17 protein-coding genes are annotated in these 18,096 nt (G+C 64.8%); 7 read left to right on the top strand and 10 right to left on the bottom strand.

Translation table 11 applies throughout. The features are described 5' to 3' along the window. Positions 1 to 4 precede the first annotated feature (4 nt). The 8 genes from R3F42_11640 to R3F42_11605 form a co-directional block, all read right to left on the bottom strand. On the bottom strand, positions 5 to 430 hold the full coding sequence (locus R3F42_11640; protein ID MEZ5542684.1) for a hypothetical protein: 426 nt from the start codon (positions 428 to 430) through the stop codon (positions 5 to 7). A 341-nt stretch (positions 431 to 771) separates the two neighbouring features. Then, the gene (locus R3F42_11635; GenBank protein MEZ5542683.1) at positions 772 to 1,107 is read right to left on the bottom strand and encodes a DUF1820 family protein; all 336 of its coding nucleotides are present in this window, start codon (positions 1,105 to 1,107) and stop codon (positions 772 to 774) included. 12 nt (positions 1,108 to 1,119) lie between these two features. Then, complete coding sequence (locus tag R3F42_11630; protein MEZ5542682.1) at positions 1,120 to 1,383, bottom strand: glutaredoxin domain-containing protein; 264 nt, start codon at positions 1,381 to 1,383, stop codon at positions 1,120 to 1,122. Between the two features lie 70 nt (positions 1,384 to 1,453). After that, positions 1,454 to 1,975 (bottom strand): histidine phosphatase family protein, encoded by a 522-nt coding sequence (locus tag R3F42_11625; GenBank protein MEZ5542681.1) that lies wholly within the window; start codon positions 1,973 to 1,975, stop codon positions 1,454 to 1,456. Positions 1,976 to 2,005: 30 nt separating this feature from the next. Beyond that, positions 2,006 to 4,108 carry a polyphosphate kinase 1 gene (ppk1, locus tag R3F42_11620; GenBank protein MEZ5542680.1) on the bottom strand — a complete coding sequence of 701 codons (2,103 nt, stop codon included), beginning with the start codon at positions 4,106 to 4,108 and terminating at the stop codon, positions 2,006 to 2,008. Positions 4,109 to 4,361: 253 nt separating this feature from the next. Further along, positions 4,362 to 4,586, bottom strand: coding sequence for a hypothetical protein (locus R3F42_11615; GenBank protein ID MEZ5542679.1), 225 nt, complete (start codon positions 4,584 to 4,586; stop codon positions 4,362 to 4,364). Positions 4,587 to 4,735: 149 nt separating this feature from the next. Then, a complete protein-coding gene (locus tag R3F42_11610; GenBank protein ID MEZ5542678.1) occupies positions 4,736 to 6,436 on the bottom strand; it encodes an NAD(P)-binding protein in 1,701 nt (566 codons plus the stop codon). 18 nt (positions 6,437 to 6,454) lie between these two features. After that, positions 6,455 to 6,838: a DUF6394 family protein gene (locus tag R3F42_11605; protein MEZ5542677.1), complete on the bottom strand. Its 384-nt coding sequence runs from the start codon at positions 6,836 to 6,838 to the stop codon at positions 6,455 to 6,457. 155 nt (positions 6,839 to 6,993) lie between these two features. Between R3F42_11605 and R3F42_11600 the strand changes: the two genes are divergently transcribed. Then, the gene (locus R3F42_11600) at positions 6,994 to 7,947 is read left to right on the top strand and encodes a metallophosphoesterase family protein (protein ID MEZ5542676.1); all 954 of its coding nucleotides are present in this window, start codon (positions 6,994 to 6,996) and stop codon (positions 7,945 to 7,947) included. Here the strand turns inward: R3F42_11600 and R3F42_11595 are convergent. Both R3F42_11595 and R3F42_11590 read right to left on the bottom strand, forming a co-directional pair. Further along, complete coding sequence (locus tag R3F42_11595) at positions 7,929 to 8,429, bottom strand: CDP-archaeol synthase (GenBank protein ID MEZ5542675.1); 501 nt, start codon at positions 8,427 to 8,429, stop codon at positions 7,929 to 7,931. The genes R3F42_11600 and R3F42_11595 overlap by 19 nt on opposite strands. Before the next feature lie 117 nt (positions 8,430 to 8,546). Then, positions 8,547 to 8,741 carry a hypothetical protein gene (locus tag R3F42_11590; protein MEZ5542674.1) on the bottom strand — a complete coding sequence of 65 codons (195 nt, stop codon included), beginning with the start codon at positions 8,739 to 8,741 and terminating at the stop codon, positions 8,547 to 8,549. A 480-nt stretch (positions 8,742 to 9,221) separates the two neighbouring features. Between R3F42_11590 and R3F42_11585 the strand changes: the two genes are divergently transcribed. From R3F42_11585 to R3F42_11560, 6 genes are all read left to right on the top strand, one after another. Beyond that, on the top strand, positions 9,222 to 10,049 hold the full coding sequence (locus R3F42_11585) for an alpha/beta fold hydrolase (protein ID MEZ5542673.1): 828 nt from the start codon (positions 9,222 to 9,224) through the stop codon (positions 10,047 to 10,049). A 196-nt stretch (positions 10,050 to 10,245) separates the two neighbouring features. Then, complete coding sequence (locus R3F42_11580) at positions 10,246 to 12,108, top strand: ATP-binding protein (GenBank protein MEZ5542672.1); 1,863 nt, start codon at positions 10,246 to 10,248, stop codon at positions 12,106 to 12,108. Next, positions 12,105 to 12,515, top strand: coding sequence for a response regulator (locus R3F42_11575; GenBank protein MEZ5542671.1), 411 nt, complete (start codon positions 12,105 to 12,107; stop codon positions 12,513 to 12,515). Before R3F42_11580 ends, R3F42_11575 begins: the two co-directional genes overlap by 4 nt. Beyond that, a complete protein-coding gene (locus R3F42_11570) occupies positions 12,497 to 14,701 on the top strand; it encodes an EAL domain-containing protein (GenBank protein MEZ5542670.1) in 2,205 nt (734 codons plus the stop codon). Before R3F42_11575 ends, R3F42_11570 begins: the two co-directional genes overlap by 19 nt. 85 nt (positions 14,702 to 14,786) lie before the next feature. Next, on the top strand, positions 14,787 to 16,832 hold the full coding sequence (locus R3F42_11565) for an ATPase, T2SS/T4P/T4SS family (protein MEZ5542669.1): 2,046 nt from the start codon (positions 14,787 to 14,789) through the stop codon (positions 16,830 to 16,832). 11 nt (positions 16,833 to 16,843) lie between these two features. Next, positions 16,844 to 17,965 (top strand): type II secretion system F family protein, encoded by a 1,122-nt coding sequence (locus R3F42_11560; GenBank protein ID MEZ5542668.1) that lies wholly within the window; start codon positions 16,844 to 16,846, stop codon positions 17,963 to 17,965. Positions 17,966 to 18,096: the final 131 nt, after the last annotated feature.

Below are 18,096 nucleotides of genomic sequence, written 5' to 3'. Positions count from 1 at the left end.
CCGGCTAGGTCCTGACCTTGGCCAGCACGTTGACATGGAAGCAGATCTGCTCGAGGAAGGCCTGGGTGTCGCGCGCACCCGCGGCGATGTTCATGCGGACCCGGCAATCGGACTTGTCCAGCTCACCGGCGGCGCCGAAGATCTGCCAGCCGGCGAAGCTGGCCACGCCATCCGTGCGGTTGCCCGCCAGCGCGGCCGAGGCCACGATACCGATCACGTCCTCGCCGTTGTCGCAATCGTATTTCCTGCCGATGTCGAAACAGATGATCTCCAGCGACCAGCGCGGATGGGGCATGCCGCCGCAGAGTTCGACCTCGGCCATGCCGCTGTAGATGAACAGGCGATTGGCACCATCCGGCCCGCTCACGTGAACCTCCATTTCCTGCATGTTGGTCAGGCGCTTGGGGGTGATGATGTTGGAATAGTCCATGCCGCTTCTCCGCGTTTCTGATTGTCGTTGTTGGAACCCATCTCATAATACCGTCGCGCCGCGTCGTCGCTCGCACCACGCCAGTGCGGCGCAGCCTCGGCGCGCGGGTAAGCGGCGCCCCAAAGCAGGCACGCAGGCCGGGCGCAACCCCTTGGGTGCCGGACGAATTCCGCCCCATGCCGGGTTGCGGCTCGCGCAGTGGCTACGGTTGGAACACGCGTGCCCCGCCTTGCCAGGAACCAAAACCGCCACGGTTGCGGCCGCGGGGAATGGTGAGATAGGTTCCAGCCTAATTGGACGACACTTGGCCGCATAAGGCAAGAGTGCCGGCGGCGCTGCGCCTAGGTGTCGCGCTTGCGGTCGGGCTGGTGCAGCGGGAAGGGCATGACCGTGCCAGTGCCGGCGCCACCCTCGATGATGCGGTTGTTGCCCTCGCGCTCGACCTCGTCGATGCGGATGACCGCCTGCAGCGGTATGTAGGTGCGTTTGACACCCTGAAATTCGGATTTCAGGCGTTCCTCGGCGGGGTCCACCACGACCGAGCTGCGTTCGCCGAAGATGATGCCCTCCACCTCGACGAAGGCATAGAGGCCACCCTGCTGGACGCTATGGGCATGCAGCTCGTAGATGTTGCCGTGATTGTAGAACGAGATGCGGTAGATCTTCTTTTCTTTCATGCGGATGCCGGGTTACCGCGGGTCCTCGACCAGGTGATCGAGCCGGTCCTCCATATGCAGTTCGGTCAGTTCGGTGAAGCCGCCGATGCAGGTGCCGTCGATGACGATCTGCGGCACGGTACGGGCGCCGTTGGTGACCCGCGCGAATTCGCGCCTGGCGGCCATGTCAGAGTCGATCATCGCCTCGTCGTAGGGGATCTTCCACTTGGTCAGCAGCTGTTTCGCCTTGTCGCAAAACGGGCATCTGGCCGTACTGTAGATTTTCACGCGTGCCATGGCGGGCTCTGCGGGTAACCGGACTGCGCCGGATTATAGCGTAATCGTGCCGCCGCCGGCGGAGCGGAAGTCAGTCCTCGGCGAGGCTGCGGGGCCGGACCAGCCCGACCAGCCGGACCGGCGCGCTGCCGAGTGCCTGCCAGTCGCCGTCCAGCTCCAGTCGGGCCGCGGCCGCGGTGGGCATGAGTTTGCCATCGTCCGGTCGCGGCAGGTCCGCACCGAGCAGCGCGGACAGCAGCTCCTCGAGGCCCGGGTTGTGTCCGACCAGCATAGCCGTGCGCACGTCTGCCGGCAGCGCCCGGAGTACGCCGAGCAGGGTGGCGTGGCTCGCCAGGTAGATGCGCGCGTCCTGCACGATCCGCTCCGGCGGGAGGTCGAGCGCCGCGCACGCCAGGCTGGCGGTGTCCATGGTCCTGGCCGCCGGCGAAACCAGCACGATGTCAGGACGCGGGGCATGTGCGGCCAGCCACTGGCCCATGCGCTTGCTGGCACGCTTGCCGCGCTTGGCCAGCGGGCGGCTGTAGTCGTCGGCGGCGCCGGCGTCCCAGTCGGACTTGCCGTGGCGCAGGAGCAGGAGGGTGCGGGCCGTCATCCGGGCTGGCCCCGGCGGCGGTCCGGAGCGTCAGTTGTCGGCCAGCCGTTCGAGCAGCGCGGACTGCGCGCAGACCGGTTCCGCGGCGCCGGGATGAACGGGTGTGTAGCTGCCGTCAGCATTGAGGATCCAGGCCTGGGTGTTGTCGCTGAGATAGATGGCCAGTTCGTCAAGTATGCGCGATCGCGCCTGCGCGTCAAGCACCGGAAACGCGACCTCGACCCGCTGGTACAGGTTGCGTTCCATCAGGTCGGCGCTGGCGCAGTAGAGCCTGGCGTTACCGCCATTGTGGAAATAGTAGACGCGGGTATGTTCGAGGAAGCGGCCGACGACGGAACGGACGCGGATGTTGTCCGAGATGCCGGGTATGCCCGGGCGCAGGCAGCACATGCCGCGTATCACCAGATCGATCTGCACCCCGGCCTGCGATGCCCGGTACAGCGCCTGGATCGCCTTCATCTCGGTCAGGGCGTTGATCTTGATGACGATGCGCGCCCTGCCGCCCTGGCGTGCCTGCTGTGCCTCGTGTTCGATCCATTCGAGCAGCGCCGGAAACAGCGTGAACGGCGATTCCAGCAGGCAGTTGAGATTCTGGAACTTGCCGAGGCTGGTCAGCTGCATGAAGACGTGGTGGATGTCCTCGCCGATCTGCGGATTGCAGGTCAGCAGGCCATAGTCCGTGTACAGGCGCGCGGTGCGCGGGTGATAGTTGCCGGTACCCAGATGCACGTACCGGACCAGGCCGCCCTGCGGCTCGCGGCGCACGATCAGCAGCATCTTCGCGTGCGTCTTGTATCCCACCACGCCGTACACCACGTGGGCGCCGGCCGCCTGCAGGCGGTTGGCGAGACCGATGTTCTCGGCCTCGTCGAAGCGGGCGCGCAGTTCGATGACCACGGTGACTTCCTTGCCGGCGCGCGCGGCGCTGACCAGGGCGTCGACGATCGCCGAATCCGGGCCGGTACGATACAGCGTCTGCTTGATCGCCAGCACGTTCGGGTCGGCGGCCGACTGCTTGAGCAGGTCGATGACCGGCAGGAACGACTCGTAGGGATGATGCAGCAGGATATCGCCCTGGGCGATGGCGGCGAAGAGGTCCTTGTTGCCCTTGAGACGCGCCGGCATGCCGGAGGTGAAACCCTTGAACTTCAGGTCCGGCCGGTCCACCAGGTCGTACAGGGCCAGCATGCGGTTGAGATTCACCGGTCCGTTGGCCTGGAAGACGTCGTCGCTGCCCAGCCCGAAATGGGTGAGCAGGTACTTGCGCAGTTCTTCCGGGCAGTTGTCGGCCACCTCCAGGCGCACGCTGTCGCCGTAGCGCCGCGAGCGCAGTTCGCCTTCGAGCGCGCGGGCCAGATCCTCGATTTCCTCCTCGTCGACGAACAGGTCGCTGTTGCGGGTGACCCGGAACTGGTAGCAGCCGGTGCTGGTCATGCCCGGGAACAGTTCGTCGATGAAGGCGTGGATGATCGAGGACAGGAACACGAACAGATGCCGGTTGCCCGCGGAGATCTCCGCCGGCAGCCGGATGATGCGCGGCAGCACCCGCGGTGCCTGGATCACGGCCAGTGCGGAATCGCGGCCAAATGCATCCTTGCCCTCGAGGGAGACGAGAAAGTTGAGGCTCTTGTTGATGACCTTCGGGAAGGGATGCGCCGGATCCAGCCCGAGCGGGCTCAGGATCGGGGCCAGCTCGTTGCGAAAAAAATTGCGCAGCCAGCGTTCCTGGGCGGCACTCCATTCGGCGCGCTTCAGGAAGCGGATATCCTGTCTGGCGAGTTCCGGCAGCAGCTCGTCGTTCAGGATGCGATACTGCTCCTCGACGAAGTCGCGCACCTGCGCCGACAGCGTCTGCAGCAGTTCGCCGGGCGTGCGGTTGTCGGGGCCGGCCTGCATCGCGCCCGATTTAAGGCGCTGTTTCAGGACCGCGATGCGGATCTCGAAGAATTCGTCGAGGTTGCTGCTGGTGATGCACAGGTGCTTGAGTCGCTCCAGCAGCGGGAACGCTGCGTCCCTGGCGTAGGCGAGCACGCGGTAATTGAATTCCAGCAGGCTGTGAAACCGGTTGCTGTAGAGTTCCGGCTGCTGCAGGGTGGCGTCGTCCGGTTCGCAGCTGCCGGGCAGTGCGGGCATGCGGCCCGCGCCGAGATCGATGATGTTCGCGCTCATGGTTGGCTGTGTATCCTGTGCCGGCGCTGCCGCTCCGGCGGTCTGCGCGGCGCGCTGCGGTTCCGTGCCGGCACCTGTGGCTGGCAAGCCCGGCAGGCGCCGGCCGCGGGTTTACCAGAATCCGATCGGCGTGTCCGGTTGCCGGCTCCGGGTGCCGCGCGACGCCGGTTTGTGACGGAATCCGGCCGCTGCGCGTCAGAAACGTGACGTTTTTTGGCTACTGCAGCGTCGCCAGCTTGTCGAACAGCTGCTTGCCGATCAGGTGCATCAGTTCCTGCATGGTCAGGTTGCTCGGCACCTCTTTCACGTTGGAAAACCAGATGTTTTCGACCTGACCGTTCTCCTCGGCGGTCTGCTCGGTGACCAGCGGCAGGCCCACGAAAATACCCTGCTTACCATCATCCAGCCCAACTGTAACCAGCTGTAGTTCCAGTGTTTTCATTTCTAGATCTCCTTGGTTGCCTGCCACTGCCGGCGGTCCGGTCTGTCAGGGGATACGCTAATAACCATGCATTTCACATGCCATTGCAGGCCGCCGCCACGGCGGCCGCCGCGGCAGGGCCGGCAGCGCGTCGCACCGGGCCGTGCGGGTCAGTCGCTGTGCTTGCCGGCGAACAGGCGCCAGATCGCCCCGCTGGGGCGGTCGCTGCCGGTGATGATGAAGTTGAGGGCGTGGAAATTGCGCGCGGTCCAGCGCATGTGGGTTTCGGCGTGCCGGCGTCCGCAGATCAGCAATTGATCGCCCGGCTGCAGCTGCAGATCGTCCTCGGGCAGCAGCACCTCGCGCTGGTCGCTGCGGCGCAGGTAGAGCGGAACGCAGGGCAGGTTCTGCGTCACCGTGCGCGGGTCGGTCACGATATGGCGCACCGAGACCGTGAGTCCCTTGCGGAAGGCCTCCAGCAGCGCGGGGGTGTGCCGTTCCGACACCGTCAGGGTCCAGGTCTCCGGGGCCTCGTCGGTGAGCAGGCCGACCACGCGGCTGACCAGCACGTTCGCCCAGCCCTCGGTCTGGGTATGTGCCATGCGCAGAAAGTCAGACAGCAGGGGATTGGTCAGGAGGTCGATGACGCGGCGGCCGATGATCATGCCCGATTTCATGGTGAGATCGATATGCGCGGCGTTGAAGATATTGTCGTTGTTACTCAGGTTCTGGCGTGCGACCGTGAACAGGGACGGATTCATGTCCCGCGCGGTCATGATGATGGACAGGTTGTTGGCATCGTCGTCGGTGCCGGCGATGATCCCGTCGGCATGTTCGATGCCGGCCTCGTACAGGGTGATGGCCTCGGTGCCGCGGCCTTCGATGGCGCCTTCGGGCGCCGCCGTGGCCGCGAGATCCGCCTCGACGATGACGGTCTGGATGCCCTTGAAGGACAGGCTCTTCTGCACGGCCTTGCCAAAGCGCCCGTAGCCGCACAGGACCCAGGTGCCGCGCGGCGGCACGGCGAATTCGCGCAGCGGCGTTTCGTGGATGCTGGTCATCCATTCGTACACCAGGAACATGCTCGGCGAACGGAACATCATGGCGAAGCGTTCGGCGAAGGTGTCGAACGGATTGATGATCACGTCGGTGCCGAAGGAGTCCATGTTGGCCTGGGTGTCGTGGGTTTCGGCGCGGCAGATGACACGCTGCTCGGGCGCCAGCAGTTTGCAGCTGATGGCCACAGTCAGGTTGGCATGGTCGTCGCCGGTGAGTGCGATGACGCCCGCGCACTCGGGCTTGGCGAGTCCGGCCGCCAGTAGCACCGAGGAATCGGTCACATCGGCACACAGCGCCGGGATGTCGACCGGGAAGTTCTCCACCCGCAGCGATTGCACGCGGGTGTCGTCGCTGTCCACGACCACGCTCTGAATGCCGTCGGCGGCGAGTTCCCGCGCCACCAGGTAGCCGGAATCCCCGAGCCCGCAGATCAGATAGAAGGGTTCCTTGATCCGCCGCACCGCCCGGGTGAAGGCGTTGAAAGCCACCACGCGCTGAAAGGCCTGGTCCTGCAGGATGGCGAACAGGGCGCCGATGGCGTACAGCCACGAGATGACGGTCAGGTACATCGCCAGGCTGGTCCACACCCGCTGCTGGTCGGTGAAGGCGTACGGAACCTCGCCGAAGCCGATGGTGGTGCCCATGTAGCTGACGAAATAGAAGGCATGGAAGATCGTCATGTGCCAGGTATGACCCTGGTCGTCGACGCCGGGTATCAGCACCAGTCCGGTGATCGAGATCGTGTACGCGAGGATCACCACGATCAGCGGCAGGCGCATGCGGCGCAGCAGCAGGTAGATCACGTTCTTCATGCGTACAACCCCGCAGCGCTAGCGGCGGAACATGACGGTTTCCGTGACGAGGATGACGACCGAGGTGATGTTGGCGAGCAGGGCGCCGCCCGACAGCGAGACGATACTGGACATGACCATGGGCGTGAGACCGGCACCGGTACCGTGTTCCGACACCGTCCAGACGATGGCGGCGGCGATCAGCTGCAGGTCGGCGACCAGGCTGGTGGCCAGCAGCACGGCGCCGATATGGGCTCGGTCGCCGAATTTCATGATGGTCGCGATCAGGCTGACGACCAGTGCGGCATAGAGCTCGTAGACATTGTGGTGGTTCGGGTTATCGAGCTCGCCGATGAAGAATCCGAAGTTGAGGGTCAGCGACAGGACGATGAAGAATGCGAATACGACTTTCTCCAGGTTCATGGGACACTCCTGATTGGCTATGCCCGGTAGCGCGGCCGGGGTGCCGGTCCGGGTCGGGTGCGGCGCCCAGAGTACCAGAACGCCGCGCGCCCGTGTTAGATCGGCACCACAGTCCGCGGATTGAAAATGGACGGGTGGCGCCGGACAATGGGGTGATGATGAACGCCGAGATCGAGGAACAGACACTGCGCCTGCTGCAGACGCGGGTGGGCAAGACGCATCTGCGGCAGCGGCTGGGACTGGAGACGGCGCACCACCAGCAGGTGTTCGGCCAGGGCCGCACCTTCTTCCATATCGAGAACCTGATCATCCTGCGCGCGATCATCCGCAACGCGCTGCGCGCGACGCTGCTGCTCGGCCGCGGCCGGCGCAACGCGCGCCGCATCGCGCTGCGGCACAACACCATCGCGATACCCGGGCTGCCTGCCGCGTTCGAGGGTTTCACCATCCTGCAGCTGTCCGATCTGCATCTCGACATCGCGCCGGACATGCCGCACGTGCTGGGGGAGGCCGTGCGCGAGGTCGAATACGACCTGTGCGTGCTGACCGGCGATTACCGCGCCGAGACCTGGGGCGGCTGCGATGCCGCAATGGCGGGTCTGCAGACGGTCCGGGCGCAACTCGGCGCGGCGGTCTACGGCATCCTGGGCAATCACGATTCGATCCGCATGTTGCCGGCGATCGAGGCGATGGGCATCCGGGTGTTGCTGAACGAACACGTCGCCATCGAGCGCGCCGGGTCGCGTCTGTACCTGGCCGGCATCGATGACCCGCACTTCTACCGCGCCGACAATCTGGAGAAGGCCGCCGACGCCATCCCGGAGGATGCCGTTTCGATCCTGCTCGCCCATTCGCCGGAAATCTACCGCCATGCGGCGCATGCCGATTTCAACGTGATGCTGTGCGGCCACACCCACGGCGGCCAGATCTGCCTGCCCGGCGGCGTCCCCCTGCTGTGCAATGCGGACTGCCCGCGGGCCTTTTGCGCGGGCGCCTGGGAGTACCTCGGCATGTCCGGTTATACCTCGGCCGGATCCGGCGTGTGCGGGGTGGCTGTCAGGTTGAACTGCCCGCCCGAGATCACCCTGCATCACCTGCAGCGTGGCTGAGCGGGATTCAGCAGCCGGGACAGCAACAGGTCGATCGCTGCGAAGGCGACTGTCACGGCGGCCAGCTCCGCCGGGCCGGTCGCCGTCACGCGCTGGAGCAGCAACAGGGGCAGCAGCGACTCGGGCAACTGGTCGAGTCCGGGACTGGCGCAGCTGGATGGGTATCCCAGCCGGCGCTTGAGGTAGCTCGAGCCGGTATCGCCGCTCATGGCCAGGCCGGCGAACAGCGCACCGTACCACCAGGGCAGACCGAGCGCCGCCGCGAGCAGCGCGGTCGCCAGCAGCGCGGCCAGCAGGCCGCGCACGGTCTTGGAGGCGCCGAACAGGCGGCGGCCGTCGCGGCAGACCCGGCCGCCGTCGAGTGGGTACGCCCAGCGCCTGCGCAACAGCAGGCCGGCGAGCACGGGGGTGCCGTTCGCGATCAGCAGCAGGAGCAGGAGTTCACTGGCAAGCCGGATGTCCATACCGATTCGTTCGTTCACGGGTCGCGTTACTGAAGGGTAACGGGTGCGGGACCCGCCGGCGACCCGCCGGATCTCAGCGGGCCTGAAAAAAGAAACCCGCCACACGGGCGGGTTGTAATGGAGGTAAGTGTCGGGCTAACACTCGAATATCAAATGCTGCATCTCAACTAGGTATTGTCGCTGCTGTTCGACCCAGTTGAGTGAGTCGGGATCATCAGCGGCAGCACGTTGCACATCATCGATCCGGCGCGCGGCCTCTTCGAGGCGTTGTGCCTGTTCGGTCCTGCCCAGGCGGGATAACTCGTCAACATCGAAGGTTATGTTTTCCAAGAGACACCTCCTGCAACACGACCTGATCAATGATTGAATATGATTACGCCCGCAGGGCCGGAGAGTGTCAACCACAATCATTTGGCGTTAATTTGGGCATTACCGAGAGGCCCGGTGTAGTGGGCTGATAATGCTCGTATATCGGAAACGTGTAATGTAGAAATATTCGGAAACCCGGCAAAAAATTTTTCCCGCCTGCGCTCAGGCTTTTATAACGTTATGAATTATATGAAATATTATTAGATCACTGGCGCGGAGCCGGCGGACGGTCACGGGGCTCGGCGAGGATTGTTCCAGCTTCCCGGCATAACTTCATGTTAACGATGAGGAAATAATTCCCGTCTCTGGCTGTGGCTTTTTGAATATTCGTATTTGCTTATTAAGAGAATACTAATATATACTGATGGGCGGTACAGTCTGGCGTCGCCACCGCGTCCGTTCGCGGGCGGCGGACGCCACAGGGGAAAGCGGGGTGTCGCAATGAACAGAGTCTTCCTGGCAGTCGTCCTTCAGGTCCTGGTGATGCTGGTACCGGCCACGGTCCGTGGCGAGGTCCTGGTGCTGGTACACGGTTACCTGAGCGGTGCCAATTACTGGGACGAGAGCGGGGTGACCACGATACTCCAGCAGCATGGCTGGCAGCGTGCCGGTGTCTACAGCGTCGGACCGGGTGGCGCCGGCTTCGTCCCCGCGCCGGGTCTCAAGGCCGGCAACAAGTTCTATACCGTGGACCTGCCGTCGGAAGCGCCGGTCCTGGTCCAGGTCTACCAGTTGCAGGGGATCCTCGACGCCATCGCCAGGCGGCACGGCGCGGAACCCGAGGTGCTGGTCGGGCACTCGGCCGGCGGCGTCGTGGCCCGGACCGCCCTGGTCCGCGGCAAATATCCGGCGGTCAAGGCGCTGGTCACGATCGCCACTCCGCATCTGGGCACCGTACGTGCCGAACAGGCGCTGGATGCGACCGATATTCCCTTCCCGTTCTCGCTGCTGACCGACTTCTTCGGGGGCGATCTCTACGATACCGCCATGCGCTCACGCGGTCTGTATGTTGACTTGGTGCGTCCGCAACCCGGGAGCTTGCTGTTCTGGCTGAACGGCCAGCCGCATCCCGACATCAAATATGTCTCCATCGTGCGGGCCGATACCCCGGCCGGCTGGGGCGATTACGTCGTGCCGGCGTACAGCCAGGACATGAACAATGTGCCCGCCCTGCGCGGCCGCGCCCGCCTGGTCACGATCCCGGCCGAGCACGGCCTCGGACCGCAGGACGGCAGCGTCCTGGTCAGGGTTCTCGCCGACCTGAAGTAGTACCTATCCCATAATCCCGCGGGCGGGCCATGGTGCTGGCCCGCCGCGGTTTTTTCACGCCCGGACACCCGCCGGGGCAACGCGCCGGCAGCCATGATCCGTGGCCGCGCGCAGCGCGGCAGGCATTGCTAAGCCATTCAAGACGGTCGGTTTTCCGCCGCTACAGCGGTGTAACCCAACCCGGCCGGAGAGCAGCATGCCGCTCAACAAGGTAGTGAGTGCGTGGAGGACCGAGCGTCTCGGGCTGACGATGATCGTCGCCTCGCTTGCCGTGATCAGCGTCACCGTGCTGCTCCTGTTCCAGTATCAGCAGCGCGACGAGGAGACGTATATCCGCAGTCAGGGCGCCAGCCTGGTACGCATCCTGTCGCGCATTCCATTCGAGCAGTTCACGCCGGAGCCCGGCAAGACCAGCATCCTGTCGGTGCTGCAGCAGACGCGCAGCACCTCGTCGCTGGCCTATCTGACCATCGTCGACGGTCAGCAGCATCCCGTGGAAGAAATCGCCGGTAGCGGGGTGATCATCCCGGCCGTGCCGATACCATCGGATCCCTCCAGCTGGGTCGGGCAGCGTGCGCTGGCCCTGCCGGCGAGCGATCGCGAGGTCATCGAATTTCACGCCCCGCTGTTCAGTGCCGGCGCGGTCGCGGGACATATCAGGCTGGGTTACCTGAAGCCGGAATTCGGGCTGAAATCGGACCAGATCGCTTTCATCGCAACCTTCGCGCTGCCCATTTTCCTGCTGACGCCGCTGTTCTACTTCCTGGTCCGACGCGAGGTGCGGCCCATACAGCAGGTCAACAACCGGCTCGACAACCTGCTCGACCAGGGCGGCCTGACCGGCAAGGTCGAACTGGCCGCCAGTGAGGAGTTGCAGGATTTCATGGGGCGCTTCAACCGCTTCATCGACAGCGCCCAGCAGCGCATCGGCGAGCTGGAGGCGGATCGCAACCGGCTGGAAACCTCCAGCAAGCTGCTTTCCTACAAGCGCTCGCGCATCGAGTCGGTGCTGCAGTCGTTTCCGGATGCGGTCCTGGTCCTGGACGAGAGCGGCAGCGTCAGCCTGGCGAACGCCAGGATCGGCCAGATTCTGGGGCTTGCGCAGGATGACATCATCGGCAAGAAGCCGGCCGACTGGTGCCGTGATCCCGAGGTCATCGCCTTCCTGTCCGGTCAGGGCGGGGGGCGGCGCGGCCATGGCTATCACAGCGACGCGCTGGAATACCGGCCCGCCGCCATGCCGGGACGCACGTATGCCATCTCGCCCTACCCGCTGTTCTCGCCGCGCGACACCTCGGAGCTGCTCGGCACGCTGGTCGTGTTTCGCGATATCACCGCGGAACAGCTCGCCCGCAACAGCAGCGGTGAATTCGTCGCCCATGTATCGCACGAACTGAAGACCCCGCTGAACGTGCTCGCCATGTACAGCGAGATGCTGCAGGGCGAGGAGGGGCGCGAGGAACAGTTCCGGATCGAGGCCGCCAACATCATCCACGACGAGGTCGAGCGGCTGGCGCTGCTGATCAACAATATCCTCAGTCTCACCAAGATCGAGACCGGCAGCATTGCGATCGAGCGCAAGCGGGTCAAGCTGCGCGAACTGCTCGAGGACGCCTTCAACACCTGTGCGCGCAGCGGCCAGGACAAACGGCTCGATTTCGAGCTGGATCTGCCGCGGGAGATAAGTCCGGTGGCGCTCGACAAGGACCTGATGCGGATCGCCATCAACAACCTGCTGACCAACGCGATCAAGTACAGCGACGAGGGCGGCATGGTCAGGATGTCGGTCGAGGAGACCGAGCAGACCGTGCGCATTTCGGTGCGTGACAACGGCATCGGCATCGCGCCCACGGAGCAGGAACGGATCTTCGAGAAGTTCTACCGTTCGCATAACGAGGCGGCGGCAAGCAGGAGCGGGCACGGTCTCGGGCTGCCGCTGGCGCGCGAGATCATCCAGCTGCATCACGGCACGCTGAAGGTCAGCAGCACCCCCGGCCAGGGGTCGGAGTTCATCATAGAGTTCAACAAGGAAGCTGGGCTACTACGGCAGGCGGTATGACAAAGAAACGGATTTTGATCGTCGACGACGAACCCCATGTGATCCGGGTGATGCGGCTGGCGCTGGAAAAGGCAGGCTATGACGTGGCGGAGGCCTGCAACGGCAACCAGGCGCTGGAGCAGGTACGCGCCAATCCGCCCGATCTCCTGATCACCGATCTCGACATGCCGCAGCTCAACGGCAGGGAACTGTGCGGCCGGATCGCACAGGAGATGCCCGGGCGCAGCTTCGGCATCTTCATCCTGACCGCGCGTGCGGAAGACGAGCACCGTGCCTGGTCGCGCGACATGGGTAACCTGGATTTCCTGGAAAAACCGGTCAGCATCCGCCGGCTGCTTGCCAGGTTGCAGCAATATTTCCAGCACGATGATATCGGCGGGGCACAGACATGTCAGCAAATCCGTTGAACGACATCGGCTTCGAGCGCTACTTCGCACTGCTGCGCCTCCTGTTGCCGGAGGCGCTGGAGCTATACGTGTGTACGCTGGCCGGCAAGGTGCTGACCGCCGATCCCGCCAACAGGTCGCGGATCCGACGGACGAGCGTGCGCATCGACGGGATCAGGAAGTACAACGCTGCGGGTACGGAAACGCGGCTGGCGCTGGGCACCGCCGACGATACGGTGACCTTTGTGACTGACATCCGTACGCCTGCGGGTGAGGTTGCCGGTCTGCTCGTCGCGCTGGGTCAGGCCAGCGAGGTGGCGGGCGCACGGGCGAATGTAGAGCGGGTGGACGCGGCCTTCGGCGCCGTTGCCGCCTGTATCGAGAAGGAATACCGGTTGACTGCCGAGTTGAATACCATGGCGCAGGAGCTGGCCGGGCGCTACGAGGAGCTCAATCTCGTCTATGACACGGAAGACAGCGAGGACATGGAGCAGGAGGCGGTCACCCTGCAGCAGCTGATCGACGATTATGCCGACTACCTCGACGTGGACATGGTCGCGCTGCTGTACCCGGAACGGGAGCGGGTGCTGTATGCCACCGGCAAGCACGATCCGGTACACGAACCCGGCGAGCTCATCCGGCAACTGCTGAATAACTATCTGCCGCAGGCGGAACGGGAAGTCGGCTGCATGCTCATCAACGACATCAGCGACCGGCGCCGGGACGAGCTGGGACTGGAACTGCCCTACAAGCTGCTGTCCTGCACCGTCACGAACAGTCGTGGCGACGTGGACAGCGTGCTCATCTGTCTCAACCACATCTACCGCCAGGATTTCTACAACAGCGACCGTAACCTGCTCCGGGTCATGGCAAAGAAGGTCGCCAAGATCGCCACGTCGCATTACGACCCGCTGACGGGCCTGATGAACCAGCATGCATTCACGACCCTGCTGGAGCGCAAGCTGGACGAGGCCGGCAAGGGCGATGCGGTCCAGTGTGTGATGAACATCGACATCGACCAGCTGCAGGTGCTGAACGAGGCGCATGGCCGCGAGGTCGGTGATCATGTCATCCGCAGCGTTGGCAGGCTGCTGCGCGACAAACTGCGCGGCACCGACAGCGTCGCCTATCTTGGCGAGGGCCGCTACGGTGTGCTGCTGGAGAATTGCGGCATCGATGAAGGCATGACGGTGGCGCGGACACTGCGCGACCGCGTCAAGCAGCTGCGGGTCGACTGGGGCGGGATCACCTGCGAGGTGCAGATCTCGGCCGGTGTCACCACGATAGAGTCGCATGTGCACGATGCCGGCGAGGTGATGGAGGCCGCGGAGCTGGCGCGCAGCGCCGCCAAGGAACAGGGGCAGGGCCAGATCCAGGCGTTCCGGCTGGACGACGAGGACCTGGTGGCGCGGCGCAACAGCATGCAGTGCGTGGTCCTGATCCAGCGCGCACTGCGGGAACAGCGCCAGCGCCTGTACTGCCAGGTCATCCAGCCGGTTGCCGCGAGCGCAGAACTGTATCATTTCGAAGTGCTGCTGCGACTGGTCGGCGAGAATGGCGAAATCCTCAGTCCGGACCGCTTCCTGCCGCCAGCGGAGCGGTTCAACCTGATGCCCGCGATCGACCGCATGGTGGTGGAACAGACGCTGGCCACGATGGCGGTGGCGGGTCTGGCGCGCACGCCGGGGCAGGGCATGGTGAGCATCAACCTGTCCGGACAGTCGCTGGCCGATGCGTCGCTGGCGGAGTTCATCATCGCCAAGATCAGGCATTACGGCATCGCCAGCGATTGCCTCTGCTTCGAGGTGACCGAGACGGCCGCCATCGGCAACCGGGATACGGCACTCGCCGTCATGGAAAGACTGCGCGCGGTCGGCTGCCACTTCTCGCTGGACGATTTCGGTACCGGCCTGAGCTCCTTCAGCTATCTCAAGGAACTGCCGGTCGACTACGTCAAGATCGACGGCACTTTCGTGCGCAATCTCCTGGAAGACAAGGTGTCGCATGCCATGGTCGCGTCGATCATCCAGGTCAGTCACGTCATGGGCTTGAAGACGGTTGCGGAATATGTGGAAAACGCCGCGCTCGCCGAACGCCTGACACAGATGGGTGTGGATTACCTGCAGGGCTATGGCATCGGCAAGCCCAGGCCGCTGGAGGAATTTCTGGCAGGCCTAGCCAGCGAACGTCCGGCGCGGGCCGGCTAGCGGGCACGCGGTGCCGACGTGCCATGAACAACAGGCAGGCATATAGCGCAGCCACCGACGCAGCCGCAGCGATGAGGCGCGGGGCGTGAGCACGGCGCCGGATTACCGCGCCGACGAGGTGTTGCGCACGCGCGTGGGTGTGATGACCCACCTGGTGCCGCGCACCGCGCTGCTCAATGACGGCGAGATCCGCTCCCTGACCGAGGCAGCCACGGACTGTCTGCGACAGGGCGATACCCAGCTGGTCGTCGACCTGGGCTCGGTGCGACTGCTCAACAGCGCCGCGCTCGAGGCGCTGGTCGACCTCCAGGAGCAGGCCGTGCGGCGCGGCGGCTGGCTCAAGCTGGTGCATGCCAACAGCCTGATCCAGGACATCCTGGCGCTGACATCCTTCAGTGACTACGTCACCCTGATGGGTGCCGATCCCGCAGCCCAGCCGGGCCCGCACGGGCGGGCGCAGCGCCTGGGCGATATCCTCCTGGCGCGCGGCCTGCTGTCCGAGGAGCGCATCAACGAGGCGATCGTGCTGCAGCAGCGCACCGCACGCCGCATGGGCCAGATCATCATCGACAAGGGCTGGGTCTCGGAGCAGGAGGTGCTGAGTGCGCTCGGCGAGCAGCTCGGAATCCCCTGCGTGCGCTTGCGCGCCGGCATCTACGACCCCGCGGTGATCAACACCCTCGACCGGCGGGTGGCCCGCCGCCTGCAGGTGCTGCCACTGCAGCGGATCCGGGGCGTACTGTATCTGGCCACGTCCGATCCCCAGGCCATCCCCGCCCTCGGCGAAGTCGAGAAACTCGCCGGGTGCCGCGTGCGGCCGGTGATCGCGCGGCGCGAGGATATCCTGAACGCCATCAACGATGCCTATGCCGGCAACGTCGATACCATCGAGTTGATCGGCGAGGTGGACGAGGATTTCGCGATCGTCGAGAACCTCGCCCGCGACGATTACGCGGCCATCGACGAGATGGCGGAAGGCAGTCCGATCATCAACCTGGTCAACTCGCTGGTGCAGCGCGCGATCCGCGACGGCGCCAGCGATATCCATATCGAACCCTCGCGCCAGCGCACGCGTGTGCGCTTTCGTATCGACGGCGTGCTCTACGAGGTCAACACGCTCAGCGCGGAGTATCATCCGGCGATCGTCTCGCGCCTCAAGGTCATGGCGAATCTCGATATCGCCGAGCGCCGGCTGCCGCAGGACGGCCGCATCCAGGTGCATACCCAGGGGCGCGCGGTCGACCTGCGCTTCAGCTCGCTGCCCGGCCTGTTCGGCGAGAAGATCGTGTTGCGCGTGCTGGACAAGAACCAGGCGCTGCTGGACGTGAACAAGCTGGGCATGAGCAGGGACAACCTGGCGACCTTCAAGTCGCTGCTCGACAGCACCCACGGCCTGGTCCTGGTGACCGGCCCGACCGGCAGCGGCAAAACCACCTCGCTGTACGCGGCGCTGAATTACCTCAACAGCATGGAAAAGAACATCGTGACCATCGAGGATCCGGTGGAATACCAGATCGAGATCGTCAACCAGAACGAGGTGCACGACAACATCGGTCTGAGTTTCTCGACCATACTCCGGCATACCCTGCGCCAGGACCCGGACATCATCATGGTGGGCGAGATCCGCGACCGCGAGACCGCGGAGATCGCGGTGCAGGCCGCGCTGACCGGCCACCTGGTGCTCTCGACACTGCACACCAACCATGCCGTTGGCGCGATCACGCGCATGATCGACATGGACGTGGAACCCTACCTGCTGTCCACCGCGCTGATCGGCGTGGTCGCGCAGCGCCTGGTGCGTGCGATCTGCCCGAGCTGCAGGACCAGTTACATTGCCGAGCCCGAGCTGGTGGCGCGCTTCGGCTGGGACAGCAGCCGGCAGATCCACCTCGCGCGCGGTCGCGGCTGCAACGAGTGCTACGACTCCGGCTACCGCGGGCGCATGGGCATCCACGAGGTGCTCGCCAGCGACGAGGCTCTGCAGCGGCTGATCACCACCAATCCCGGACGCGACGAGCTCAATGCCTATCTCAGGGAGCGCGGCTTCCACACGCTGTTTCTCGACGGACTCGAGCATGTGCGCAACGGCGAAACGACCATCGAGGAGATCGCGCGTGTCATCAACGCCTAGGATGCCAGTGCATGCCGATTGAGATCACCGCTGCAAGACAGGGGCCGGGCAAGGCGGCCGCGCCCGGCAAGCCCGTGCGCATGCGGCGGCGACGCGGCAAGGCCGGGGTGCGCGAGCGCATGTTCTTCACCGAGCAGCTGTCGCTGCTGCTGGAAACCGGCACCCCGCTGCACGCCGCACTGAAGGCGCTCGGCCGGCAGGTCGAGAACCGGGAAATGGCGGAGATCATCGCCGGCTTGCAGGAGCACGTGACCGGGGGCAAGCCGTTCTCCTGGGCGCTGGCGCAGTATCCCGTCCTATTCCCGGGAACCTACGTGAAACTGGTCGCGGCCGCGGAAGACGGCGGTTTCCTCGACACGGTGCTGTTGGAGCTGCTGCGGATGGACGAGAAGCGCGAGCAGCTGCGCAATACCGTCGTCTCGGCGCTGACCTATCCCGCGTTCCTGATCGTGTTCTCGCTGTTCGTGGTGGTGTTCGTGCTGGTCGTGGTGTTTCCCAAGTTCGCCACCCTGTTCGCCAGCATCGCGGACAAGCTGCCGGCGACGACCATCGTGCTCATGCATGCCAGCCATGTGCTGGTCGAGTACTGGCCGCTGCTCCTGCTCGCCGTGGCCGCCATTGCGGGCGGCAGTGCCTGGTGGCTGCGGACGCCGGGCGGCAGCGCGACGCTTGACCGGCTGAAGCTGCGCGTGGCCGGCCTGCGCAGCATCTTCATCCAGATCTATCTGGTCCAGTCCATGCGCGTCCTCGGCCTGTCGCTGGCCAACGGCGTGAGCGTACCGGATGCCCTGGTATCCTGCCGCGAGGTCGTTTCCAACCGTGTATTCCGCAAGTTCCTGCTCACCATCGAGGAGCGGGTGAAGGAGGGCGGCGGTTTCGCGGCGGCGTTCCAGCAGGAGGAATTCATCCCGCCGCTGGTGCGCCAGATGGTGAGTACCGGCGAGGAGACCGGCAGTCTGCCGCGCGTGCTCGGCCGGGTCGCGGACTATTACGAACGCGAACTGCAGAAGCAGCTGGCCGCCTTCTCGCGCATGGTCGAGCCGGTCATGCTGATCGTCATGGGCGCCGTGGTGGGCTTGATCGTGAGTTCGCTGATCCTGCCGATTTTCAAGTTGTCGCAGGCGGTGCATTGACCCCGTCCGTGCCATGGCTGCGCTATCCGTCACTAAGTTCCTAATACGAAAGTATTAATACCGGCGCCGGGGCGGGCGCCGGTGGTCGCGTCAGAAAATTCCAATGGCATTGATTTGCTGTAAAAAATTGT

This window comes from Pseudomonadota bacterium, assembly GCA_041395565.1.
GTDB lineage: Bacteria > Pseudomonadota > Gammaproteobacteria > UBA9214 > UBA9214 > UBA9214.
The sequence above is the reverse complement of the archived record's forward strand: the minus strand, read 5'-3'. Positions and strand labels throughout refer to the sequence as shown.